Origin of the sequence: Streptomyces sp. NBC_00984 (genome assembly GCF_045162475.1) — a bacterium.
Lineage (GTDB): Bacteria > Actinomycetota > Actinomycetes > Streptomycetales > Streptomycetaceae > Streptomyces.
Window position 1 is genome coordinate 6030747 of the sequence record NZ_CP108734.1, and the last position, 24301, is coordinate 6055047.

A 24301-nucleotide genomic window follows, 5' to 3' on the forward strand; every position below is an offset into this window, starting at 1 on the left:
TCCCCTCACAGCGCGTGGGCGAGCGGCTCGCCCCGCACGTAGCGCGCCACCTCGGCCGCCGCGATCCGGGCCGCCTTCTCCGCGACGGCCCGGCTGGCCCCCGCCACGTGCGGGGTCATCAGCAGATGCGGGGTACGGAAGAGCCGCGACGAGGCCGGGGGCGGCTCCTGCTCGTACGTGTCGAGCGCCGCGGCCCGCAGCTGCCCCGAGTCCAGGGCGTCGCACAGCGCGTCCGTGTCCAGCAGCCCGCCCCGGGCCGCGTTCACCAGCACCGCACCGCGCGGCAGCAGCGCCAGCTCGCGGGCGCCGATCAGATGCCGGGACTCCGGGGTGAGCCTGGCGTGCAGGGTGAGGACGCGCGAGCGGGCCAGCAGCGCCTCCAGCGAACCGGCCCGCATCCCGAGGACGTCGCCGCGCACATACGGGTCGTACACCTCGACCTCGGCGCCGAACGCGGAGAGCACCCGGGCCACCCGGCTGCCCACCGCGCCGTAGCCGATCAGGCCGACCGGGGTGTCCTCCAGTTCCAGGCCGCAGTTCTCGTACGTGTAGTGGGAGGCGTCCCAGCGGCCGTCGGAGGCGAGGGAACGGTGCGCGTCGGGGATGCGGCGCAGCGCGGAGAGGATCAGCCCGACGGTGAACTCGGCGGTCGCCGCCGCATTGCGCCCCGGCGCGAAGCACACCCGCACGCCCCGGGCGCGTGCCGCGGCCGCGTTCACATTGACCGGGCCGCCCCGGCAGACCACGATCAGCCGCAGATCGGGGGCGGCGGCCAGTACCCGCTCCGTGAACGGGCCCATCTGCGTCACGCACACCTCCACCCCGTCCAGGGCGGCGATCAGCGCGTCCTCGGCGTCGCTCGCCTCGTCGACCTCGGCGACCTTGCCGAAGGGTTCCAGGGGCCAGGGCAGAGTGAGTTCGCCGAGCTGCGGCTCCGTGCCGAGCGGGTCGAGCACGTGGTGCAGGGCCTCGGCGAGCAGGGAGTTGAGGACGAAGTGGTCACCGGCGAGCAGAATCCTCGTCGCGGGGCGGACCGTCTCGGGGCGGGTCATCGCAGAGCGTCTCCTGTCTGGGCGTCGAAGACATGGACGTGCCGGGGATCGGCGGTGATGCGTACGGTGTCGTCCCGGTCGAGCCGTACCTCCGGACCGGTCACGACGACCAGCGGCTTCGCCACCCCGTCGAGCGACAGCGTGGCGATGCCGGATTCCAGCAGGGGTTCATGGGCGGCGACCCGGGCCCGTGCACCAGTGTCGTCCAGGCGCAGGTCCTCCGGGCGGATGCCGAGCACCACCGCGCGTCCCGCCGCGATCCGGTGCGGTACGGGGACGCGCACGGAGTCCGAGAGGCGCACCCCGCCCGATCCGTCGGCCGTGCCCGGCAGCAGATTGACCGCCGGCTCCCCGACGAAGTCGGCGACGAACAGATTCGCCGGGGCGTCGTAGATCTCCTCGGGCGTGCCGAGCTGCTGGATCTCGCCGTCCCGCATCACCGCGATCCGGTCGGCGAGCGACAGCGCCTCCTCCTGGTCGTGAGTGACGAGGATGGTGGTGTGGCCGCTGTCGCGCTGGATGCGTTTCAACTCCCGCCGGGTGGTGTCCCGCTGGGCGGCGTCGAGATGGGAGAGCGGTTCGTCCAGGAGGAGGACGTCGGGGACCCTGATCAGCGCGCGGGCCAGCGCGACGCGCTGCTTCTGGCCGCTGGAGAGCCCGGCCGGGCGGGCGCCCAGGAGGTCGGTGATCCCGATGCGTTCGGCCATCCCCGTGACCCGGCGGCGGATCTCGGCCCGGCCGCACCCGCCCCGGGCGGCGAGCCCGAAACCGAGGTTCTCCGCGACCGTCAGCGGCGGATAGAGCGCGTAGTTCTCGAACGCCACCCCGATATTGCGCTGCCGGGCCGGGAGCCGGACCACCGACGAACCGCCGATGAGGATGTCGCCGCCGGTGACCGTCTCCAGGCCGGCGATCATCCGCAGGGTCGTGGACTTGCCGCAGCCGGACGGGCCGAGCAGCCCCAGCAGCTCGCCGGAGCGCAGCTCGACGTCGATGGACCGGACGGCCTCGACGGCGGCCCGGCCCCGCCCGGTGTAGGTCTTGCGCAGTGCGCGCAGGGCCAGTTCAGTCATCCGTCATCGCCGCCTCGCCCTCACCCGTCATCGCCGTCCCCCGCTCCGGAGTCCCGGCCGGTGGAGCAGACCTCGTAGGGCACCTTGTGCTCGTCGAGCTCGCGCAGCGCCTGCGGGGACGCCCCGTCGTCGACCAGCAGCAGATCGAAGCGGGACAGCGGGGCGAGGCGGTGCAGGGCGACCCGGCCGAGCTTGGAGTGGTCGAGCAGCAGCACATTGCGGCTCGCCGAGTCGAGCATCGCGCGCTTCACGGAGATGATGTGCTGCTCCTGGTGGTAGGCGAAGCCGCCGGACGCGGCGGAGGTGGAGGTGAAGCAGATGTCGACCTGGAGCGACTGCACCGCCTCCACGCACGAGACGCCGAGGAACGAGGAGTGCAGCGGGTCGAAGTCCCCGCCGAGGCCCATCAGATGGATGCCGCGCTCCTGCGACAGCAGGTTGATCGCCTCCAGGAAGTTGGTGACGACGGTCAGCGGGGTGATGGAGCGCAGCCTGCGCGCGATCTCCAGCGTGGACGTCGAGTCGTCGAGCATCACCGCCATGCCCGGCTCTATGAGCTTCAGGGCCCGTTCGGCGACGGCGGCCTTCTCGGCCCGCATCGTCTTCAGCCGGTAGGAGACGTTCGACTCGAAGACACCGGACGGCTGGGCGGTGACGCCGCCACGGAACTTGCGGACGATGCCCTGCCGTTCCAGCTCGTCCAGATCGCGGTGGATGGTCATCAGGCTGACGTCGAAACGCTCCGCCAGTTCGGCGGCGCTCACCTCGCCCTGTGCGAGGACGTACTCGGCTATGGATGCCTGGCGCGGGGCGGGACCCCGCTGCGGAACGTTGCTCACGTGCTGATCCTTCGTCCTGGACGTGCCGGCCGGTCGGCCTCGAACAGCAGCAGACTCTCAGGCGGTACGGAGAGCCGGACCGGATGGTCGGGGCTCAGGCCGGCCGCCTCGGCGCGCGGGACGACGAGGGACAGCTGCTGCCCGCCGATCCGGACGGTGACCTCGGTGGCCCGGCCCAGCAGCTCGGTGACATGGACGGCGCCGGTCAGCTCCAGGGCCGGGCCCCCGCCGCCGGTCTCCGCCGGTCCCCGGAGCCCGATGTCCCGCGGCCGTACGCCCAGTTGGACGGCGGTGCCGGGCGGTGCGGGCACCGTCAGCGGCAGCTCGTAGGCCCCGTCGGGCGACCGGAAGTGCCCCTCGGGCGTCACCGTCCCCGGCAGCAGATTGATCCGCGGCCGGCCGAAGGACCGGGCCACGAAGGTGTCGTGCGGGCGGTGCCACAGCTCCTCGCGGGTGCCGGTCTGCACCATGCGGCCGTCCCTGATCACCCCGATCCGGTCGCCGAGCGCCAGCGCCTCCACCGAGTCGTGGGTGACGTACAGCGTGGTGGTGCGCCGGACCGCGCCGATCGCCCGCAGCTCCGCGCGCATCGCCTGCCGCAGCTTCGCGTCGAGGTGCGACAGCGGCTCGTCGAGCAGGAACGCCCTGGCCGGCCGCACCAGCACCCGGCCGAGCGCCACCCGCTGCCGCTGGCCGTTGGAGAGCCGTCCCACCTGGCGGTCCAGCAGGGCGCCGATGCCCAGGAGTTCGGCGATCTCCCCGATCCGCTCGCGCGCCTCGTGCGCGGGGAGGCGGTGGCGCGGCGAGCGGAGCGGGGAAGCGAGATTGTCGTACGCGGTGCGGTGCGGGTAGAGCGCGTACGACTCGAAGCACATGGCCACGCCCCGGTCGTAGGGCTCCACGCCCGCCATGTCCGCCCCGTCCAGCTCGACCGTCCCGGCCTGCGGCTGCTCCAGGCCCGCGATCGTCTTGAGCGTGGTCGTCTTCCCGGCGCCGGACGGGCCGAGCAGACAGAAGAACTCGCCCTCCGCCACCTCCAGGTCCAGGCCGTCGAGTGCGGTGCTCTTCCCGTACCGCTTACCGACACCGCGCAGTGCGATGGCTGCCGGGCCGGTCATGACTTCACCGCCCCGAACGACAGTCCGCGCACCAGATACCGCTGGATGGTGAGCGCCAGCAGCAGCGGCGGGATCACCGAGACCAGGGCCGCCGCGGCCGTCAGGTTGTACTTGGGCCGGTCGCCGCCGAGGAAGGACAGCGCGCCGACCGTCACCGTCTGCGCGTTCGACGAGGTGAGGATCAGCGGGAAGACGAAGTTGTTCCACGCGAAGATGAACGCCAGCAGCGAGACGGCCGCGATCCCCGGCTTCACCAGCGGCAGCGCGACCTTGAAGAACGCCTGCTTGCGGGTGTAGCCGTCCAGCAGCGCCGCCTGCTCCAGCTCGGGGGAGAGGTCGGAGAAGTACGACCGCATGATCCAGACGATCAGCGGGAGCGTCACCAGCTGCAGCACCCACACCATGCCGACATAGGTGTCGAAGAGCCCGAGCTGCTGGTAGAGCACGAACAGCGGGATGATCACGGTGAGTTCGGGCGCGAAGCGGAACGAGAGCAGGGTGAACATCAGGTTCTCCGAGCCGCGGAACCGCCACCGCGCGGCGGCGTACGCGGCGGGCAGCCCGATCACCAGCGACAGCGCGACCGCGCCCAGCGACACGACGAGGCTGTTCACGAAGAACCGGAGGAACGGCACGCCCTGGTCGTCCCCGGCGCCCAGCACCGTGCGGTACGAGTCGAGGGTCGGGGTGAACGAGAAGTACGTGCTGAACAGCTCGTTCGTCGGCTTCAGCGACAGGACCACCATCCAGGCGACCGGGAACAGCGCGAAGACGAAGTAGGCGATCAGCGCCAGGTCGGCGACGACGGAGAGCAGCCCGCGCTTCATCGCGCCACCTCCGCGGCCCGGCTCTGGATCCGGCCCAGATAACGCACCAGCACCATCGTGACCAGGTAGACCACGGCCCACAGCACGATCATGTAGCTGATCCCGAACGAGTAGCGCTGGAAGCGGATCGCCTCCAGATAGGCGCGGATCTGGAGCACCATCGTCGAGTCGCCGGGGCCGCCCTCGGTCAGCGCGTAGATGATGTCGAAGACCTTCAGCGAGTCCATGAACCGGAAGATCACGGCGACCAGGACGTACGGCCAGAGCATCGGCAGGGTCAGGCGCCGGAAGGTGAACCACCAGCCCGCCCCGTCGACCGCCGCCGCCTCGAACGGCGAGGCGGGCAGCGAGCGCAGACCGGCCAGCGCGAGGATCGCGACGAACGGTGTGTAGACCCACACGTCCACGGTGATCGACGAGAGCAGCGCGCCCGTCGGGGTGTCCGTCCACTGCACCCCGCCGAGGCCGAACGGCTCCAGGAGGTGGTTGATGACGCCGACCGAGGGCTGGAGCATCAGCTTCCACATGATCGCGGCGATCACCGGCGCGATCATCAGCGGCAGGATCAGGACCTTCTCCAGCACCCGCCCGACGAGGCTCGACCGGTGCAGCAGCAGTGCCACGGCCACCCCGAGCACCGTCTCGACGGCCGCCGCGCCGACCGCGTACGCCACCGTCACCCGCGCCGAGTCCCAGAACGCGGGCTGGGTGAAGATCCGCCGGTAGTTCCCGAGGCCCACCAGGTCCGGCTGCGGCTTGCTCGCCGCGAAGTCGAACACCGTGTAGTAGAGGCCGAGGCCGAACGGGTAGAGGATGCCGCCGGTCAGCAGCAGCGCGGGCACGATCAGCAGATACGGCCGCAGCGAGCGGCGCCAGGCCGGCACCGCCCGCACCGCACGCTTCCCGGTCCCCGCGCCGGAGGCCGCCCCGTGGTCGGCCACCGGTACGGGGGCCGCGCGTCCCGGCACCGGTCAGCCGACCTTCGACGCCAGATCGCCGGCCAGGCCGTTCAGCACGGACGAGGCGTTCTTCCCGCCGTAGATCTCCTGGAGCGCGGCGGCCCAGCTGGTCGTCGCGTCGAAGAACTGCTCCTGCGGGGTGAACTGGATCCGCGTCCGGTCGACGACCGTCTCGAAGGTCTCGATGAAGCCGGGGATGGCCCGCATCTTGTCCTTGTACGCGGCGTCCTGGCCGACCGACTTCCGTACCGGGTCGATGTGGTTGTGCTCGATCGCGCCCTTGCGCAGATGCTCCTTGCCGGTCGCCCACTGGAGGAACAGCCAGGCGGCGGACTTGTTGCGGCTCCTGGCGTTCATACCGAGCGACCAGATCCACATGTTCGTGGCCAGCGAGCCGTCGGGGCCCTTCGGCCCGGGGTGGAAGGCGATCTTCCCGGAGGCGGGGGAGGCCCCCTTCACCGCCTGGAAGTAGGCGGCGGTGTCCGCGTCGAAGAGCATCCCCGCCTTCTTCGCCCCGAGGTCGCTGGAGCACTGGTACCAGGTGTACGAGGTCCAGGACGGCGGCCCGCCCTTCCGGACCATCTCCGCCCAGTCCCGGGTGAACGCGACCGCCTCCGGGGAGTTCATCGCGGGCTTCACCTTCCCGCCCTCGACGGTGAAGTCCTTCAGGCCGTTGCGGGCGTACATCGTCATGAAGCCGGGATGGATCGTCGCCCAGCTGCGCGAGCCGCGCACCGCGACCCCGTACATCCCGTCGAAGCCCGCCCCCGGCGCCCGGCGGGTGATCGCCCCGGCGACCTCGCGCAGCTCGTCGAAGGTCTCGGCGGGCTTCAGGCCGAGCTTCTTGAACACCTCGGTGTTGTACGCGACGACATTGGTCTCCCAGCCCCACGGCAGCGCGTACTGCCCGCCCCGCCCGAGCGGCGCGCCCGCCTTCAGTGACCACTGGTCCGCCGAGAGGAGGTTGGGGAAGAAGTCCTCCTGGTCCCATTCGGCCCCGGTGGCCGAGGAATTGCGCATCCACGGGCCGAGGTCCTCCAGCCACCCCGGCGGTCCGTACTGCCACACCATGTACGCGCCGAGCATGAACACGTCGTAGGAGGCGCGTCCGCTGGAGAGGTCGACGGTGAGCTTGTCGAAGTAGTTGTCCTCCGGGAAGACGTCGTACTCGACCTCGATCCCGGTCTTCTCGGTGAACGCCTTCAGATCGGCGATCAGCGCATCGGTGTACGGATGCTTGTTGAGCAGCGCCTTGACGGTCCTGCCCTTGGCCCGCTTCCAGTCGAAGGAGCCGGTGATGTCGTCGGCCGCGGAGCCGTCGTTCCCGGCCTTGTCGCCGCCGAAGCCCGCGCCGCAGGCGGTCAGCAGCGGGGCGGCGGACGCGGCCGTGGCCGCGCCGATGGCGAGGAACCGTCGCCGGTCGTGCGCGTGCATGTCCATCCGTGACCTCCACGGTCCGGCCGGAGATGGGTGGGGGGCCCGTTCACACGTTGAATCGACTGGTTAACAGAGCTTGGAACAACGGAAGTTGGCCGTCAATCCCTCGCGCAACGGAAATTCTCGGTGCAGAGTGAGAAGTTCACAGAGGGGACCGATATGTGGATGGGCATCGATCTCGGCACGCAGAGCGTCCGGGCGGTGGTGGCAGGAGACCGCGGTGAGATCCTCGGCAGCGGCTCGGCCCCGCTCACGGGCAGACGTGACGGCGTACGGCATGAGCAGCGGCCCCTCGACTGGTGGACGGCCGTGTGCGCGGCGGCCCGTCAGGCGCTGCGCGACTGCCCCGCCCCGCGCGCGCTCGCCGTCTGCGCCACCTCCGGCACCGTGCTGCTCGCCGACCGGGAGGGCCGGCCGCTGACCCCCGGGGTGATGTACGACGACGGGCGGGCCGTCGCGGAGGCGGCCAGGGCCAAGGCCCCGCCGAGCTGGGCCCTGCCCAAGGTGATGTGGCTGCTGCGGGAGTACGGGGGAGCGGCGGACGGTGCCGTACGGGTCATGCACCAGGCCGATCTGGTCCTGGCGCGGCTCGCCGGAACGCCGCTGCCCACCGACTCCAGCCACGCCCTGAAGACCGGCTACGACCTGGCACGGGACGACTGGCCGCGGCGGAGATTCGGCAAGCTGGGCCTGCCCGACGGGCTGTTCCCGGACGTGGTGCGGCCGGGCACGAGGATCGGTGAGGTGGGGCGGGCGGCGGCCGAGGAGACCGGGATTCCGGCGGGCACGCCCATCGTGGCCGGGATGACGGACGGGTGCGCGGCGCAGCTCGCCTCCGGTTCGCTCACCGTCGGCTCCTGGAATTCGGTGCTCGGCACGACGCTGGTCCTCAAGGGGGTCACCTCGTCACCGGTCGAGGACCGGGCCGGGGTCGTCTACAACCACCGCGCGCCGGACGGGAGCTGGCTGCCGGGCGGAGCCTCGGGGGTCGGCGGCGGGGTGCTGACGGCCGCCTTCCCGGCCGTGGACCCGATCCGCATGGACGCGCTGGCCCGCGCTCACGAACCGGCGCGAGTGGTGGCGTATCCGCTGGTGGCGACGGGGGAGCGGTTTCCCTTCGTGGCGCCGGAGGCCACCGGGTTCCTGCTCGGCGAGCCCGCCTCCGACGCCGAGCACTGGCTGGCCCTGCTGACCGGGGTGGGCCTGATGGAGCGGCTCTGCCTCGACTACCTCGACCTGCTCGGCGCCCAGCAGTACGGCCGGCTCACCTTCACCGGCGGCGCGGCCCGCAGCGGCTACTGGAGCCGGCTGCGCGCCGACATCCTGGGCCGGCCCGTGTATATCCCGCAGTACAGCGAACCCGCCCTCGGCATGGCGATTCTCGCCGCGTACGGGGCGGGGACCGGGACCGGGACCGGGACCAGCCTGATCAGGACGGCGGGTGCGATGGTGCGGCTGCGCCACGTGCTGCACCCGCACCCGGTGCGCACGGCGTGGTACACCGAGCCGTACCTCACGCTGGTGGACGAACTGGAGCGACGCGACTGGCTCCCCGGCCCGGTCGCCGCCCACGCCCGCACCCGAACGGAGCAGCCGTGACCACCCGCGACCACCGGAACCCGAACGGAGCAGCCATGACCGCCCGTACCCGAACGGAGCAGGCATGACCAGGAACCCGGCCACCCTGCTGCTCGCCCGCCACGGTCAGACCGTCTGGCACGCGGAGAACCGCTACGCCGGGGTCAGCGACATCGCCCTGACCGACGAGGGCCGCCGCCAGGCCCGGCAGCTGGGCGAGTGGGCCGCCCGGAGCGAGGTCGACGCGATCTGGACCTCCACGGTCAGCCGCGCGATCGAGACCGCACGGCCCGCGTGCGAGGCGCTCGGCCTCACCCCCCGGCGCGAACACGAGCTGCGCGAATGCGACTTCGGCGAGGTGGAGGGGCGCACCCTGGCGGAATTCGCGGCCGAGCACCCGGAGCGGGCCCGGGAGTACCGCGCCGACCCGGTGGCCCATCCCTTTCCCGGGGCCGAGGACCCGCGGGCCGCGGCGGCCCGGGGGACGGCGGCGCTGCGCCGGATCGCGGACGGACACCCGGGGCAGCGGGTGCTCGTCGTCGCGCACAACACCCTGCTGCGGCTCGTGCTGTGCGAACTGCTGTCGATTCCGCTGGGCGCCTACCGCCGGGTCTTCCCGCGGCTGCGGAACACGGCGGTGAGCGAGGTGCGGATCGGGGCGGAGGGCGGTGCGCTGCTCTCCCTCAACGTGCCCTGCGCACCGGACGGCCTCGGCGCACAGGGCGTACCGGACGTGCCCCGCGTACCGGGCGTCAGCCCTTGACGGCCGCCGCCCGCCGCTGCCGTACGAGACCGATGACGCTCAGCACAAGGGTCAGTGCGCCGGACGCCACCAGCTGGTCACGGGTGCCCGGCTGGCGCAGCATCAGGACGAAGACGCCGGCCATCGCCAGGAGCGCCAGCACCGTCAGGACCGGGAAGAGCCACATCCGTACGACGAGCTTCTCCGGGGCCTCGCGCTCCAGCCGGCCGCGCAGGATCAGCTGGGAGACGGCGATGAAGATCCAGACGACCAGGATCACCGCGCCGATCATGTTGAGCAGCCAGGGGAAGACGTCGTCGGGACGCCAGTAGCTGAGCAGCACGCACAGGAAGCCGAACACGGACGAGACCAGCACCGCGGTGCGCGGAACACCCGAGGAGACCTTGCCGAGCCGCTTGGGGCCCTGGCCCCGGGCGACCAGCGAGCAGGCCATCCGCGAGGCGCCGTAGATGTTGGCGTTCATCGCGGAGAGCAGGGCGACCAGGATGACCACGTTCATGATCTCGGCCGCGCCGCTGATGCCGAGGTGGTCCAGGGCGGCGTAGAACGGACCGACCTTCACGACCTTCGGGTCGTCCCACGGGACGAGCGTGACGACGACCGCCATCGAGCCGACGTAGAAGAGCGCGATCCGCCACATCGCCGTCCGCACGGCCTTGGCGACACCCCGCACCGGGTCCTCGGACTCCGCTGCGGCGATGGTGACGGTCTCCAGACCGCCGTACGCGAAGACGGAGGCGAGCAGTCCGATCACCAGTCCCTCGGCGCCGTTCGGCATGAAGCCGCCCTCACCGCTGAGGTTGGCGGTGCCGGGGGCGTCCGTACCGGGCAGCACGCCCAGGACCGCCAGCACGCCCAGGACCAGGAAGAGCGTGATCGCCACGACCTTGAGGGTGGCGAACCAGAACTCGAACTCGCCGAACTTCGTCACCGAGGCCAGGTTGGTGCCCAGGAAGACCACCATGAACAGCGCGACCCAGGCCCACTCCGGGGTGCCGGGCAGCCAGCCGGTGACGATCTTCGCGGCGCCGATGCCCTCCAGGCCGACGGCGACACAGAGCAGCACCCAGAACGCCCAGCCCGCGGTGAACCCCGCCCACGGTCCGATCGCCCGCTCCGCGTGGACGGAGAAGGAACCGGAGGCCGGGTTCGCGGCCGACATCTCACCGAGCATCCGCATCACGAGCATCACCAGCAGCCCGGAGACGGCGTACGCGATGATGATCGACGGTCCCGCGGCGGCGATGCCCGCGCCCGAGCCGACGAAGAGTCCGGCGCCGATGACACCGCCGAGGGCGATCATCGACAGATGGCGCTGCTTGAGCCCGTGGGTGAGAGCCGAATCGGCCCCGGCCCCGGTGTCGGAGACGGCGACCGGGGAGCCGGTGGGGGGAGACGCGGAAATCCGAGACATGGACAAGCTCTGTTCGGTAGGCGAGACGTGGGGACGTGGGGGGACATGCGCGGACAGTCTGGGCACGCACCCCGCCGACGGGGAACCAGTGTCCGCCATACGGGCACGATGCTCACACAAGGTGCACACCCGGACACAGGGGGGCGATGGCCCGGGTCGCGGCCGGCCCGGCGCCCGGTCGGCCGCCGGTCGATCCCGGGTGGAATTGGCGGGAACCTACAGTCCCTCCCGGTGGCCGCTTCCGGCCGGATCCAAGCCACTCCGCCCCCACCTCAGTGACGAGCATCACGCCCCCGCGTGATTGCGTACCGCCCTTTGTTCGAACCCCACCAATGCCTCGGTCATCGCTTTGTGGGCCACTGATGGTGATCGGGCGTTAACCCGTGGGCTAACGTCGGGCTCAGAGGCTGTCGGATGACCTCGGACCGGAAAAGCGGACGCGGTCCGGTGCGTGCGATTCCAAGGCGGAGGAGGGAGGCGACGCGGAGCGTCGTCGACCGACGACAACGCGGGAAGCGTGCGTGCCAGGGCGTGGCCGCCCGGTCCGAGGTCACCCGACAGCCTCTCAGTCTGTCCCCACCTGCCCTCACCCCCGCGGAGTCCCGATGAGTACTGCTGCCGCCGCCCCTGCCCGCACCGGAGCGGTCCTCGCCGACCTGCTGCCCGCCGTCAGGCACCGTTACGCCGTCGACACGGCCCTGGTCCTCGGCGGCGCCGCGCTCACCGGCATCGCCGCCCAGATCGCCGTGCCGGTCCCCGGCTCCCCGGTCCCGGTCACCGGCCAGACCTTCGCCGCGCTCCTCGTCGGCACCGCGCTCGGCGCCCGCCGCGGCTTCCTCTCCCTCGCGGTGTACGCGCTGGTGGGCATGGCGGGCATGCCGTGGTTCTCCGAGGGCACCTCGGGCATGGGCTTCCCCTCGTTCGGCTACGTCCTCGGCATGCTGCTCGCCGCCTCCGTGGTCGGCGGCCTCGCCCGACGCGGCGGCGACCGCTCCGTGCTGCGCACCGCGGGCACGATGGTGCTGGGCTCCGCGATCATCTACGCGGTCGGCGTCCCGTACCTGGCGCTGGCCACCGGCATGTCGGCGAGCGCCGCCATCGCGGCCGGCCTGGTGCCGTTCCTGCTCGGCGACGCGCTGAAGGCGGCGCTGGCCATGGGCGCGCTGCCCGCGGCCTGGAAGCTCATCGGCCGCCGGGGCTGATGCCGTAACTCCCTCCGAAGAGGCTCGCCGGGTCGTGACGCGACACCAGACCGGCGAGCCTCCGCTGTGTCCGCGGGTCGTGGAAGCCCTCGGTCCGGTCCCCGCCGCCGAACGAGAAGTTCAGCGAACGGCCCAGGGCGACCGGGGCGAGCACCTCGGCCACCTCCGCGTACAGGGCCCGTACCGAGGCCACGTCCGTACCGTCGAGCGGTGAGAGCAGCCGCACCAGGAACCCGGCCTCGCGGTACGGCACCGCGTTGTCGACGGCGGGCCGCGCGGCGAGCGCACCGCCCAGGTGGTTGATCTGGACCACGGTCATCATCGGGGCCTTCGGCCCGGTCAGCTCCAGCACGCGCCCGGCGCGGTCCTCGTCCAGGCCGCCGAGCACCACGCTGTCGCCGTAGTAGGCGTGCGGGAACGGCGGGTCGCTGTGGATGGTGTGGCTGTCGGTGTACGGCATCTCCCGCAGCGAATCCGCGAGCGCGGGCCCGATCGCCCGCAGCGGCGCGACCAGCCGCTCGCCCTCGGCCGCGCTGCCGGTGTACGCGACCCGTACCGAGATCACGTACCGCCCCCGCAGCGGCTCCGGCAGCTGCGGGACGTCGGGGTACCGGATCGCCGCCAGCGAGGAGGTCAGCGTGTCGGGCACGGCCCCGGCCCACTCCAGATAGCGGCCGACCACCTCGGCGGCGCTCGTCCCGGCCGCCTCCCCGTCGAAGGCGACCGAGCCGCCGTACAGCCGCCCGGCCCGGACCAGACCGATCTCCATGCCGGTCACCACGCCGAGCCGGTGGCCGCCGCCGCGCAGCGCCCAGAAGAGATCGGGCTCGCTGTCCGGGGAGACATGGCGCACCGCCCCGTCGGCCGTCACCACGTCGAGCGCGTGCACATGGTCGGCCGCGTAGCCGAACTCCCTGGCCAGCACGCCCAGCCCGCCCCCGAGGGTGTAGGAGACCGCGCCGACCGACGGGGACGAACCGTTCAGCGGGGCGAGCCCGTGCGGTGCGGCGGCCTCGATCACCTGCCCCCAGGTGGCGCCCGCGCCGATCCGCGCGGTGCGGCGGACCGGGTCGACCTCGACGGAGTCCATCCGGCGGGTGCTGATCAGGACCCCGCCCTCGACGGCCCCGGGCAGCCCGTGGCCGGTGGCGTGGACGTGGACCGGGAGTCCGCGCGCGGCGGCGCCGGCCACGGCGGTGCGTACGTCGTCGGCGTGGGCGGCCTCGACGACGAGGTCGGGCCGGACCGCGAAACCGGTCTGGAAGCCGGCGGGGGCGGTGGTGGTCATGGAAAGGCTCTCCGATCGCTCGCTCGGTGGCGTTGCGAGGGAGAGTCTTTCCGGTAAACCTGACAAGGTCCGTCAGGTATTGGCGGGCGTTTCCAGGGCCGTGCGGTTCTTGCGGTTCCTGGCCTCACGGACCAGCGAGATCGTTACCACCAGCGCCGCGACCAGCAGCGAGAGCAGTACCTGCTGACGTCCGTCGTCGTCGGTCAGCATGTAGACCAGGACGAACGAGATCATCGCGATGGTCGCCCAGGTCAGATACGGGAAGAGCCACATCCGTACGACCAGCTTCTCCGGCGACTCGCGCAGGATCATGCCGCGCATCCGCAGCTGGGTGAAGCAGATGACCAGCCAGACGAACAGGGCGACCGCACCGGAGGAGTTCAGCAGGAACTGGAAGACGGTGTCGGGCCACTGGTAGTTGAAGAACACGGCGACGAAGCCGAAGACGACCGAGGACAGGATGGCTGCCTGCGGCACGCCCCGCTTGTTCGTCCGGGCGAACGCCTTCGGCGCGTCCCCGCGCCCGCCCAGCGAGAAGGCCATCCGCGAGGCGGTGTAGAGGCCGGAGTTCAGGCAGGACAGCACGGCGGTGAGGACGATGACGTTCATGACCTGGCCGGCGTGCGGGATGCCGATGGAGTTGAGGGCGGCGACATAGCTGCCGTCCTTCACGATCGACTTGTCGTTCCACGGCAGCAGGGTGAGCACGATGAAGATCGAGCCCAGGTAGAAGACGGCGATCCGCCAGATCACGCTGTTGGTGGCCTTCTGGACGGCGCGCTGCGGGTTCTCGGACTCACCGGCGGCGAGGGTGACGATCTCGCTGCCCATGAAGGAGAAGACGACCATCAGCACCCCGGTGAGGATCGCACCCGGGCCCTCGGGGAAGAACCCGCCGGTGTCGGTGAGGTGCGCGAAGCCCGCGCCGGGGTTGTCCGAGCCGGGCAGCACCCCGAAGACGGCGAGCAGTCCGACGACCACGAAGGCGCCGATCGCCACGACCTTGATCCCGGCGAACCAGAACTCGAACTCGCCGTACGACCCGACCGAGACCAGGTTCGTCGCGGTCAGCACCACCATCACGATCAGCGCCCACGCCCACTGCGGGACGCCCGGCACCCAGCCCTCCAGGATCTTGGCACCCGCCGTGGCCTCGACGGCGAGCACCACGACCCAGAAGAACCAGTACAGCCAGCCGATCGAGAAACCGGCCCAGCGGCCCAGCGCCTGGTCGGCGTAGGCGGAGAAGGAGCCCGAGCTGGGGCGGGCCGCGGCCATCTCGCCGAGCATCCGCATCACGAAGACGACCATCAGGCCGACCAGGGCGTACGACAGCAGGATGGCCGGTCCCGCGGCGGCGATACCGGCGCCGGAGCCCACGAAGAGGCCCGCGCCGATCACCCCTCCGATGGCGATCATCGAGAGATGCCGGTTCTTGAGTCCTGCCTGGAGTCCGTCCGAGGAGCCCGGGGAGCCCGGGGCGTCCGGCCCGTTCGACCGGTCCGGCTCGTGGGGGTGGTGGCCCGGTCCGGCCGTAGTCGTCTGCGACGTCATGGATCGAATCCTTACGTTCTCGGATCACGCGATGCGCGTGCCCGGCCGCGGCAGTGGGGTGCGGCAGCGAGTGATGCATTGAAGCCCGGCGAACCCGAAAAGCGGAACCCTTTCCTCCGAATCGTTGACCAAATCGTTGCCCGGATCGTTGCCCGGGTGGCCTTGCTCACACCGGGCCCGCACATTGCGATCACATGAGGTCCGCCGCAGGTCCCCGGCGGACCGGTCGGAGCGTTCCGACCCCGATGGCGGCTACCCGGTGTCGCACGTGCCACACTCGGAACATGCGCGTGTACCTCGGCTCGGACCATGCCGGCTATGAACTCAAGAACCACCTCGTCGAGTGGCTCACGGCCCAGGGCCACGAGGCCGTCGACTGCGGTCCCCACATCTACGACGCCCAGGACGACTACCCGCCGTTCTGCCTGCGTGCCGCCGAGCGGACGGCCGCGGACCCGGACAGCCTCGGCATCGTGATCGGCGGCTCCGGCAACGGCGAGCAGATCGCCGCCAACAAGGTCAAGGGTGTCCGCGCCGCACTGGCCTGGAGCGAGCAGACCGCCGCCCTCGGCCGCGAGCACAACAACGCCAACGTGGTCGCCATCGGTGGCCGGATGCACTCGGTGGAGGAGTCCACCAAGTTCGTCGAGATCTTCCTCGCCACCCCGTACTCCGGCGAGGAGCGTCACACCCGTCGCATCGAGATGCTGACGGCGTACGAGACGACCGGCGAGCTCCCCCCGATCCCGGCCCACCACCCGCAGCAGGGCTGACCGGCCCCACCCCTGTGCCGCCGGTGCTCCCGGCGGCACAGCCATTTCTCCGCATCACCGCATCACCCCGTCGCCGCGTCCCTACGTCACCGAGGAGAGCCGCCGCCGTGCCCGAGGGACATACGATCCACCGCCTCGCGGCGGACCACCGGGACAGGTTCGCCGGGCGGCCGGTGCGGGTGAGCAGCCCGCAGGGCAAGTTCTCCGCCGGCGCCGCGCTGCTCGACGGCCGGCCCCTCACCGGCGTCGACGCCCACGGCAAGCACCTCTTCCTCGGCTTCGGGGGCACCGGCTGGGTCCACATCCACCTGGGCCTGTTCGGCAAGCTCGGATTCGGTACGGTCCCGGCCCCGCCGCCCACCGACACGGTCCGGCTGCGCCTGCTGAACGAGGAGCACCACGCGGATCTGCGCGGTCCGACGGCCTGCGCGCTGCTCACCGATCCGGAGAAGCGCGCGATACACGACCGCCTCGGGCCGGACCCGCTGCGGACCGACGAGGACGGCGAGCGGGCCTGGCTGCGGATCTCGCGCAGCCGGATCACCGTCGCGGCCCTGCTGATGGACCAGAAGGTCATCTCGGGGGTCGGCAACGTCTACCGCGCGGAGGTGCTGTTCCGGCACGGGATCGACCCGTACCGCCTCGGCAGGGACCTCACCCGCGCGCAGTGGGACGCGATCTGGGCGGACCTGGTGGCGCTGATGCGCGAGGGCGTGCGGAACAACCGGATCGACACGGTCCGCCCCGAGCACCTGCCGGAGGCGATGGGGCGCCCGCCGCGGGTCGACGACCACGGCGGCGAAGTGTACGTGTACCGCAGGGCCCGCCAGTCCTGCCACATCTGTGGCGGCGAGATCCGCACCGCCGACCTCGCCGCCCGCAATCTCTTCTGGTGCCCGGGGTGCCAGAAGGCCTAGGGATTTCCTAGAACCCCCGGGGCAGCCACGGGGCCGTGTCCGACAAGAACGCCGACGACGTCTCCGCCAGCGTGCCCGCCCGCAGCTCCCGTACCCGCCCGGCCAGACCCAGCGAGCTCAGCGACTCGCCGCCCAGGTACGCGGAGCCCAACTCCCTTACCGAGAGCGCGAGATCGGCCGGGTCGTCGGTGCGCCGGCACGATGCGACGCCCTTCTCGTCGGCCGTGAGCCGCCAACGCCCCGCGTTCCAGGGGCAGAACGCGTCCTCCACCTCGAACACCACGTCCAGCGGGCCCCGGTACGTCCGGGCCTCCAGCGCCGCCCCCAGCTCCACCAGACGCACATGGAGCGAATCGCGGACCCGGATGTTGCACCGCCGCACGTCCGACACCAGGTGCAGCACCGCGTCGTCGACCGGGCGGTTGCGGGCCACGATCGTCGTCATCAGGTCGATGTCGAAGACGAACCGCCACAGCGCCGCGTACGCCGCCGGGTCCAGCGCGGCCAGGTCGTTGACCACGACGGTGCCCTTGGGGCCGGCCGGCTCCCACTCCGGCTTGATGTGGTACGTCACATTGCCGACGATCTTCCCGTCCCGCTCCGCCAGCACGCACTGCTGCGCCGAGGAGCCCTGCCGGTTGGCGACCGGGTCGACCATGGGCTTGCGCTCCCAGCCGGGCGCGTGGGCCGGGACGCCGGGACGGCCGGAGACCAGCTGCTCGTACACGCCCTCGCACGCCGCCATCGCCTCGTCCGGCTTCGCGTAGCGCAGCCGCACCTCGTCCGTGCCCGGCGGCACGTCCAGCCGGATCCGGTCCTTCTCGATCGTCAGGGACATCTGCCGCGAGGCGGCGCCGTAGCCGAACCGGCCGTAGATCACCGGTTCCGAGGCCGTCAGTACGGCGAACGGCTCGCCCAGCGCGCGGATGTCGTCCAGCTGCCGGCGCATCATCGAGGTCAGCAGCCCGCGCCTGCGGTGCGTGGAGGCGACGCTCACCATCGTGATCCCGGCGGCGGGCACCAGTGCCCCGCCCGGTACCGCGACCCGGAAGCTGAACGCCCCCGCCGTGCCGACCACGTCGTCACCGTCCCAGATACCGAGCGACCGCTCGGGCTCGGTCAGCTGCTCGAACAGCTCGCGCTCCTCGGGAGTCTCCGGGTCCCCGCCGAACGCCAGCTCCAGACACCCGAACCATTGGTTCCATTCGGACGGACGCAGTACACGAAGCTCAGTAGTCATGGGCCATGCCTACCAGGGGGCAGGACGGCGGGGCGACCCGATTTCGAACGCATTGTCACGGGGTCCCCCTGCACCTCGGGCCGCCGGGTAGATAGGGTCCCGGCAATGGCCCGTCGCGCAGGAGCAGACACGTACCCGGCCCGATTGCGGAAATCGGCGCACCGGGCACGCATCGCGCTGCGCAAATCCGGTGTCGACTACTTCCGCGGCGACGGCTCCGACTGGATCGCGCTGGTCGGCCTGCTGCTGACCATTCCCGCCATCACCTGCGCCACGCTCTTCTACCCGGTGTGGTGTTCACCGGCCGCGCTCGTCCTGCCGATCGTCGCGGGCGGCCTGCTGCTGCGCCCGGCCAGTCTGCTGGGCCTGTACGCGACCGCCGCCACGGCCCTGATCGTGGAGTCGATCGGACTGGGTCCGTACGACGACGGTCCGGCCCGGGTGACACCGGGAATCGTCCTGGTGGTCGCGGCCTGCGGCTTCTTCGGGCTGGTCCTCGCCCAGTTCCGGGCCAGGGTCGGTGTGCCGTGGCGGCGCGGCGGCACCATGCTCTTCGACCTGCGCGAACGCATCCGGGTGCAGAGCGCCCTGCCCAGGCTGCCGCAGGGCTGGCACCGCGAGATGGCGCTGCGCCCGGCGGGCGGGCAGTCCTTCTCCGGGGACTTCGTCGTCGCCGCCCGCACCAACGGCGGACGGACCCTGGAAGCCGTGCTCACCGATGTCTCCGGCAAGGGCATGGACGCGGGCTCCCGCGCCCTCCTGCTGTCCGGGGCCTTCGGCGGTCTGCTCGGTTCGCTGCCCCCGCACGGCTTCCTGCCGGCGGCCAACGGCTATCTGCTGCGCCAGGACTGGGACGAGGGGTTCGCCACCTCTATCCATCTGGTCCTGGACCTCGAATCGGGCGATTACGAACTCCTGTCGGCCGGGCACCCGCCCGCCCTCCAGCTCCACTCGGGCAGCGGTCAGTGGGAGGAGAAGGCGGCCGAGGGGCCGCTGCTGGGGGTGTACGACGGGGCGCAGTTCGACGCCGTGAAGGGCTCGCTGGCCCCCGGCGACGTGCTGATGCTGTTCACGGACGGCCTGGTCGAGGCATCGGACCGCGATATCGCGGAGGGCATCGACCGGTTGACCGGTGAGGCCGACCGCTATGTCAGCACCGGGTTCGAGGGCGCGGCCTGGCACCTGATCGAGGCGTGCGCCAAGGACGTCAACGACGACCGGGCGCTGTTGCTGTTGTCGCGCAGATCCTGAACCGTACGCAGATGGTGTCGCGCGGATCCTGAACCGTACGCAAACGGCCTGAACCGGGCGCGGGTCAACGGCGATCGGCCCATCACCGGAACGTGGACACCGGCATGTCGGGGTACGGGGACGGCGAGGCCCGTCCCCGTACCCGGAACACCGCGGGCGTCGTCTCAGGCCGGGACCGCGAGTTTCCCGGCGCCGTCGTCGCTGTCGCTGTCCTCGCCCCGGCCCCGCCCGCCCGGCAGGATGCGGGCCAGCCAGTGCGAGCGCCCGGCCGCCAGCGGTGCGAGGACCGCGAGGAGGAGCACATAGCCCGCGATGAACGGGGAGAGCCGCTCGTCCAGTCCCGCGGCAGCCGCCATCGTCGCGAGGATCAGGGCGAACTCGCCGCGCGCCACCAGCGTGGTGGAGATGTTCGCCGTGGCCTGCGGGCCGAACGCGTACACCTTCGCGGCGGCGAGCCCGGCGAAGACGTTCATGACCAGGGTCACCGCGACGGCGGCCAGCACCGGCCACAGCACGGTCGGCAGATCGCCCGGGTCGATGGAGAGCCCGAAGGCGAAGAAGAAGATCGCGCCGAAGGCGTCCCGCAGCGGGTGGACCAGCTTGAGGATGCGCTCGCCGGAGGTCGTGCTGCCGAGCATCAGGCCGACCATGAACGCGCCGATCGCGTCCGCGACCCCGAACCACTCCGAGACGCCCGCCACGAAGACCGCGGCGCCGAGGAAGGAGATGACGAGGAGTTCGTCGTCACGGGTGTTGATCAGCTTGCCGATGACCCGGGTGCCGAAGCGGGCGGCCAGCGCGAGCAGCAGCAGGAAGCCGAAGGCCTTGCCGCCGTCGACCGCCGCGGCGGACAGGCTGTCGGCGCCCGACAGGATGGGCTGGAGCGCGGCCAGGTAGAGGGCGAGGAAGACGTCCTCGACCACGATGATGCCGAGGATCGGCTTGGTCTCCGGATTGCCGATACGGCCCAGGTCGACCAGGACCTTGGTGACGATGGCCGACGACGAGATGCCGAGCACACCGGCGAGGACGAGTGCTTCCGACGTGCCCCAGCCGAGCGCGAAGCCGAAGCCGAGCCCGGCGCCGACGTTCAGGGCGAGATAGGTGCCGCCGGCGATGGCCATCTTGCGGCCGCCGGTCTTGAGGTCGTCGAGGTGGAATTCGAGACCGAGGTAGAAGAGCAGCAGCACCAGGCCGAGCGCGGAGAGCATCTCCAGCTCGTGCGGGTCGGCGACGAGCACGATGCCGGGTGTGTGCGGGCCGAGCAGGATTCCGGCCAGGATGAACAGGGGGATGGTCGGCAGTCCGATGCGGCTGCCCACGCGGGCGAGAACGGCGGCGGCGAGGAAGGCGCCGCCCATGGCGATGAGCGTGTCTGCGTGTCCGATGGGCCCGATCCTTCGATAGGTCAAGAGAGCGTCAAGGAAGCGTCAGTAATTAGTTTACCGAACGATTGACGTTGCAACTTTCCCCCTCCGGGAAAACGTCGGGAATGCCTCGGGAACCCCTCGCGAATCCGCCGGGAGAACGTCGGCGTTCCGTCCGCCGCGGTCCGCCTGCCCCCGATACGACCTGGGGTTTTCCCCACCCCCGATCCGCCAGCAGCCGCCATGTTCCGGACCCGCCCCCGATCCGTAGGTTCGAGTCGTGGTCGAAGAAGCGGCCGATGAGCGACGGAAGGCGGACATCATGGGGCTGCGACGCACCAGGCAGCGCACGCAGGACAGGCAGTACTCGACGGACATCCACCAGGGGTCCGGGCCCTCGGACCTCGCCGTCGAACTGCGCGGCGTCCGCAGGCAGTACGGCCGGGGCGGCTCCGCCGTCCACGCGCTGCGGGGCATCGACCTCGCCCTCCCGCGCTCCAGCTTCACCGCCGTCATGGGACCGTCCGGCTCCGGGAAGTCGACCTTCCTCCAGTGCGCGGCCGGACTCGACCGCCCCACCGAGGGCTCCGTACGCCTCGGCGGCACCGAGATCACCGGCATGAGCGAGAACCGGCTCACCGAACTGCGCCGCACCCGCCTCGGCTTCGTCTTCCAGGCCTTCAACCTGCTGCCGTCCCTGACGGTCGAGCAGAACGTCGTCCTGCCCATGCGCCTGGCCGGACAGCGCACCGGCTCCGCCCGCAGCCGCCGCGAAGCCACCGAGATGCTCACCCGGGTCGGCCTCGGCGACAAGGGCGACCGCCGCCCCGGCCAGCTCTCCGGCGGCCAGCAGCAGCGCGTCGCCGTCGCCCGCGCCCTGGTCACCCGGCCCGATGTGATCTTCGCCGACGAGCCGACCGGCGCCCTCGACACCACCACCGCCGCCGAGATCCTCGCTTTGCTCCGCAACGCGGTGGACAACCTCGGCGCCACCGTCGTCATGGTCACCCACGACCCGGCCGCCGCCGCCTACGCCGACCAGGTGCTCTTCCTCGCCGACGGCGCCATCGCGGACAGCCTGCCGCGCGCCGGCGCCGCACAGATCGCCGCCCGGATGACCGCGCTGACCGTGCGCACCGCCCACGCCCACGCAGGAGCAGCAGCCTGATGTCCATCCCGCACGCCCCGAACGGCCTCGCCCGCGCGGCCGTCCGCTTCAAACCCTCGTCGTTCATCGGGACCTTCGTCGCGCTCCTGCTGGCCGCGGCCGTCGTCTCCGCCTGCGGCATCCTGACGGAGTCCGGCCTGCGCGCCTCCGTACCCGCGGACCGCTACGCGAAGGCCTCCGTGGTGGTCGCCGCCGACCAGAAGATCCATCTGAAGTCCGGCAGCGGCGACAGCACGGAGGAGACCGACGTACTGATCCCGGACACCGCGCGGCTGCCCGAATCCCTGGTGGCGAAGGCCGCCTCGGCCTCCGGCGCGGCCACCGCGATCGGGGACGTCGGCTACGCGGTACGACAGGACGGCACCCCCCTCACCGCGCACGGCTGGGGCTCCACCGCCCTCACCGGCACGCGGCTGGTCACCGGCGACGCGCCCGGGGCCGGCGAGGTCGTCGTCCCGGCCGGCACCAAGAGCCGGGTCGGCGACACCGTCGCCCTCGACACGCCCGCGGGCGTAAGGGAGTTCCGGGTGTCGGGCACCACCGCCGCCGACGCCACCGTCTGGTTCGCCGACCGGCAGGCCGTACAGCTCTCCGGCCACCCCGGCCGGGTCGACGCCATCGCCGTGCTCGCCGACCGGGGCACCGCCACCGACACGCTCGCCGACCAGGTCCGCAAGGCCGTCGGCCACACCGCCACCGCCGAGGTCCACACCGGTGACGACCGGGGCGCCGTCGAGACCCCGGCCCTCGCGAGCACCAAGGACATCCTTCTCGGGCTCGGCCTCTCCTTCGGCGGCGTCGCCACCATGGTCGCCGTCTTCACCGCCGCCGGCACGGTCGCCCTCTCCGTGGGCCAGCGCAGCCGCGAGTTCGCCCTGCTGCGCGCCATCGGGGCCACCCCGCGCCAGCTGCGCCGCACCATCGCCACCGAGTCCCTGCTCGTCGCCCCGCTCGCCGGAGCGCTCGGCTGCCTGCCCGGAACCGCCCTGGCCACGTGGTGGTTCGGACAGCTCCAGGACCGGGGAGCGGTCCTCGACAGCGTCGCCCTGCACATCTCCTGGCTGCCACTGGCCATCGCGGCGGCCACCACCATGCTCACCGCGCTGGGCGCCGGCTACCTCGCCGCGCGGCGCCCCGCCAAGCTGAAGCCGGGACTCGCCCTGGCCCAGACGGCCGTGGAGCGCGCCCCGTTCGGCGTGATCCGCACCCCGCTCGGCATCGCCGCCTTCGTCGGCGGCGTGGTCCTCGCCGGAGTCGCGGCCTCCACCTCCGGCGGCGATTCGGCCAACGCGGCCCTGGGCGTCGTCATGCTCTTCATGGTCGCGGTCGGGCTGCTCGGCCCGGTGATCGCCCGGATCTGCGCCGCCGTCATCGGCTTCCCGCTGCGCGCCGCCGGCGCGTCGGGCTCGCTGGCCGCCGCCAACTCCCGCACCAACTCCCGCCGGCTGGCCTCCGCGATCACCCCGATCGTGCTCGCCATGGCCTTCTCGTCGACGCTCGTCTTCATGCAGACCAGCCAGGAGCGGGTGACCGCACACCAGCAGCGCGACGCGATCACCGCCGACCACATCGTCTCCGCCCCGGCGGGACTCGGCTCCGACGCGACCGGACGGGCCGCCGCCACCCCCGGTGTCTCCACCGCGGTCGGACTGCTCCGCGGCTCCGTCCTGGTGCCGGCCGGCGAAGGCCTGGCACTGCAGAGCGCCTCCGCGCAGGGCGTCATCGGCTCCGGCAAGGAGCTCGCCAGGGTCCAGGACCTCGACGTCAGGACCGGCTCCCTCACCGGCCTGCGGCCCGGAACCGTCGCCGTGGACACCACGCTCGCCGACACGGCGGACGTGCGCACGGGCGACCGGCTCGCCCTGCGGCTGCCGGACGGCACCAAGGCGAACCCGAAGGTCGTCGCGGTCTACGGACGCGGCCTCGGCACCAGCCTCGTCACGTTCCCCGCAGCCGACCTGAAGACCCATATGACCTCGCCGTACGCCACCGACATCCTGGTACGGGCCACCCCCGCCGCCGCTCAGAAGCTCACCGCGCTCGGTACCGTCACCGACTCCTCCGGCTACGCCGCGGCACAGGACAAGGACCGCGAGCTCAACGCCTGGGCCAACACCGTCATGGCCGCGGTACTCGGCGGATTCGCCGCGGTCGCCGCCATCAACACCCTGGTGATGACCGTCCTCGACCGCCGCCGCGAACTGACCATGCTGCGCCTGGTCGGCTCCACCCGCAGACAGGTCATGGGCATGATCCGCTGGGAGGCGCTGCTGGTCACGGTGGCCGGCGTCGCGCTCGGCACCGGCATCGCGATGGCCACGCTCTTCCCGATGATGAAGGGCCTGACGGGCGAGTCGCCGTACATCCCGCCGGTCCTGTACGGGAGCTTCGTCGCCGCGACCGTCGGCCTCGGCCTCCTCGCCATGGTGGTCCCGGCCCGAGCGGCCCTGCGCGGAACGGCCGCCCGTCCGTAGAGTCGGG

General features: G+C 71.8%; 20 protein-coding genes. 8 read left to right on the forward strand and 12 right to left on the reverse strand.

The annotated features are described in order from the left end of the window. Positions 1-5: 5 nt before the first annotated feature. The 7 genes from OG520_RS26955 to OG520_RS26985 are packed head-to-tail and all read right to left on the reverse strand — an operon-like array spanning position 6 to position 7308. Positions 6-1052 (reverse strand): NAD(P)-dependent oxidoreductase, encoded by a 1047-nt coding sequence (locus tag OG520_RS26955; RefSeq protein ID WP_406014927.1) that lies wholly within the window; start codon positions 1050-1052, stop codon positions 6-8. Next, positions 1049-2125, reverse strand: a complete 1077-nt coding sequence (locus OG520_RS26960) for an ABC transporter ATP-binding protein (protein ID WP_406014928.1) — start codon at positions 2123-2125, stop codon at positions 1049-1051. The genes OG520_RS26955 and OG520_RS26960 overlap by 4 nt, the downstream gene beginning before the upstream one ends. Before the next feature lie 20 nt (positions 2126-2145). Then, positions 2146-2964 carry a DeoR/GlpR family DNA-binding transcription regulator gene (locus tag OG520_RS26965; RefSeq protein WP_266419210.1) on the reverse strand — a complete coding sequence of 273 codons (819 nt, stop codon included), beginning with the start codon at positions 2962-2964 and terminating at the stop codon, positions 2146-2148. Beyond that, positions 2961-4082, reverse strand: a complete 1122-nt coding sequence (locus OG520_RS26970; RefSeq protein WP_406014929.1) for an ABC transporter ATP-binding protein — start codon at positions 4080-4082, stop codon at positions 2961-2963. Before OG520_RS26970 ends, OG520_RS26965 begins: the two co-directional genes overlap by 4 nt. Continuing rightward, positions 4079-4909, reverse strand: coding sequence for a carbohydrate ABC transporter permease (locus tag OG520_RS26975; RefSeq protein ID WP_266419216.1), 831 nt, complete (start codon positions 4907-4909; stop codon positions 4079-4081). Before OG520_RS26975 ends, OG520_RS26970 begins: the two co-directional genes overlap by 4 nt. Then, positions 4906-5877, reverse strand: coding sequence for a carbohydrate ABC transporter permease (locus tag OG520_RS26980; RefSeq protein ID WP_406014930.1), 972 nt, complete (start codon positions 5875-5877; stop codon positions 4906-4908). Before OG520_RS26980 ends, OG520_RS26975 begins: the two co-directional genes overlap by 4 nt. A 3-nt stretch (positions 5878-5880) precedes the next feature. Then, the gene (locus tag OG520_RS26985; protein ID WP_406014931.1) at positions 5881-7308 is read right to left on the reverse strand and encodes an ABC transporter substrate-binding protein; all 1428 of its coding nucleotides are present in this window, start codon (positions 7306-7308) and stop codon (positions 5881-5883) included. 156 nt (positions 7309-7464) lie between these two features. Between OG520_RS26985 and OG520_RS26990 the strand changes: the two genes are divergently transcribed. Next, a complete protein-coding gene (locus OG520_RS26990) occupies positions 7465-8904 on the forward strand; it encodes an FGGY-family carbohydrate kinase (protein ID WP_406016573.1) in 1440 nt (479 codons plus the stop codon). Between the two features lie 64 nt (positions 8905-8968). Continuing rightward, positions 8969-9646 carry a histidine phosphatase family protein gene (locus tag OG520_RS26995; RefSeq protein WP_399326692.1) on the forward strand — a complete coding sequence of 226 codons (678 nt, stop codon included), beginning with the start codon at positions 8969-8971 and terminating at the stop codon, positions 9644-9646. On the opposite strand, the gene OG520_RS27000 is transcribed toward OG520_RS26995, so the two are convergent. Further along, positions 9636-11060, reverse strand: coding sequence for an amino acid permease (locus tag OG520_RS27000; RefSeq protein WP_406014932.1), 1425 nt, complete (start codon positions 11058-11060; stop codon positions 9636-9638). The two genes, OG520_RS26995 and OG520_RS27000, sit on opposite strands and share 11 nt — an antisense overlap. Positions 11061-11665: 605 nt before the next feature. Between OG520_RS27000 and OG520_RS27005 the strand changes: the two genes are divergently transcribed. Then, entirely contained in the window at positions 11666-12262 is a 597-nt protein-coding gene (locus tag OG520_RS27005; protein ID WP_406014933.1) for a biotin transporter BioY, read from the forward strand. Here the strand turns inward: OG520_RS27005 and OG520_RS27010 are convergent. Beyond that, the gene (locus tag OG520_RS27010; protein WP_406014934.1) at positions 12243-13550 is read right to left on the reverse strand and encodes an FAD-binding oxidoreductase; all 1308 of its coding nucleotides are present in this window, start codon (positions 13548-13550) and stop codon (positions 12243-12245) included. The genes OG520_RS27005 and OG520_RS27010 overlap by 20 nt on opposite strands. 72 nt (positions 13551-13622) lie before the next feature. Next, on the reverse strand, positions 13623-15104 hold the full coding sequence (locus tag OG520_RS27015) for an amino acid permease (protein WP_399326687.1): 1482 nt from the start codon (positions 15102-15104) through the stop codon (positions 13623-13625). 284 nt (positions 15105-15388) lie between these two features. Between OG520_RS27015 and OG520_RS27020 the strand changes: the two genes are divergently transcribed. Together OG520_RS27020 and OG520_RS27025 are read left to right on the forward strand one after the other, a co-directional pair. Further along, entirely contained in the window at positions 15389-15877 is a 489-nt protein-coding gene (locus OG520_RS27020) for a ribose-5-phosphate isomerase (protein WP_351204603.1), read from the forward strand. A gap of 107 nt (positions 15878-15984) precedes the next feature. Beyond that, positions 15985-16794: an Fpg/Nei family DNA glycosylase gene (locus OG520_RS27025; RefSeq protein WP_406014935.1), complete on the forward strand. Its 810-nt coding sequence runs from the start codon at positions 15985-15987 to the stop codon at positions 16792-16794. 7 nt (positions 16795-16801) lie between these two features. On the opposite strand, the gene OG520_RS27030 is transcribed toward OG520_RS27025, so the two are convergent. Then, positions 16802-18034: a GNAT family N-acetyltransferase gene (locus OG520_RS27030; RefSeq protein WP_406014936.1), complete on the reverse strand. Its 1233-nt coding sequence runs from the start codon at positions 18032-18034 to the stop codon at positions 16802-16804. A gap of 105 nt (positions 18035-18139) precedes the next feature. Here OG520_RS27030 and OG520_RS27035 point away from each other — a divergent pair, with 105 nt between their 5' ends. After that, positions 18140-19285 (forward strand): PP2C family protein-serine/threonine phosphatase, encoded by a 1146-nt coding sequence (locus OG520_RS27035; protein ID WP_406014937.1) that lies wholly within the window; start codon positions 18140-18142, stop codon positions 19283-19285. A gap of 164 nt (positions 19286-19449) precedes the next feature. On the opposite strand, the gene OG520_RS27040 is transcribed toward OG520_RS27035, so the two are convergent. Then, a complete protein-coding gene (locus OG520_RS27040) occupies positions 19450-20646 on the reverse strand; it encodes a cation:proton antiporter (RefSeq protein ID WP_389971347.1) in 1197 nt (398 codons plus the stop codon). A gap of 328 nt (positions 20647-20974) precedes the next feature. On the opposite strand from OG520_RS27040, the gene OG520_RS27045 reads away from it, so the two are divergent. Together OG520_RS27045 and OG520_RS27050 are read left to right on the forward strand one after the other, a co-directional pair. Continuing rightward, positions 20975-21820, forward strand: coding sequence for an ABC transporter ATP-binding protein (locus OG520_RS27045; protein WP_406016574.1), 846 nt, complete (start codon positions 20975-20977; stop codon positions 21818-21820). After that, positions 21820-24294, forward strand: a complete 2475-nt coding sequence (locus tag OG520_RS27050) for an FtsX-like permease family protein (protein ID WP_406014938.1) — start codon at positions 21820-21822, stop codon at positions 24292-24294. Before OG520_RS27045 ends, OG520_RS27050 begins: the two co-directional genes overlap by 1 nt. The last annotated feature ends 7 nt before the right edge of the window (positions 24295-24301 follow it).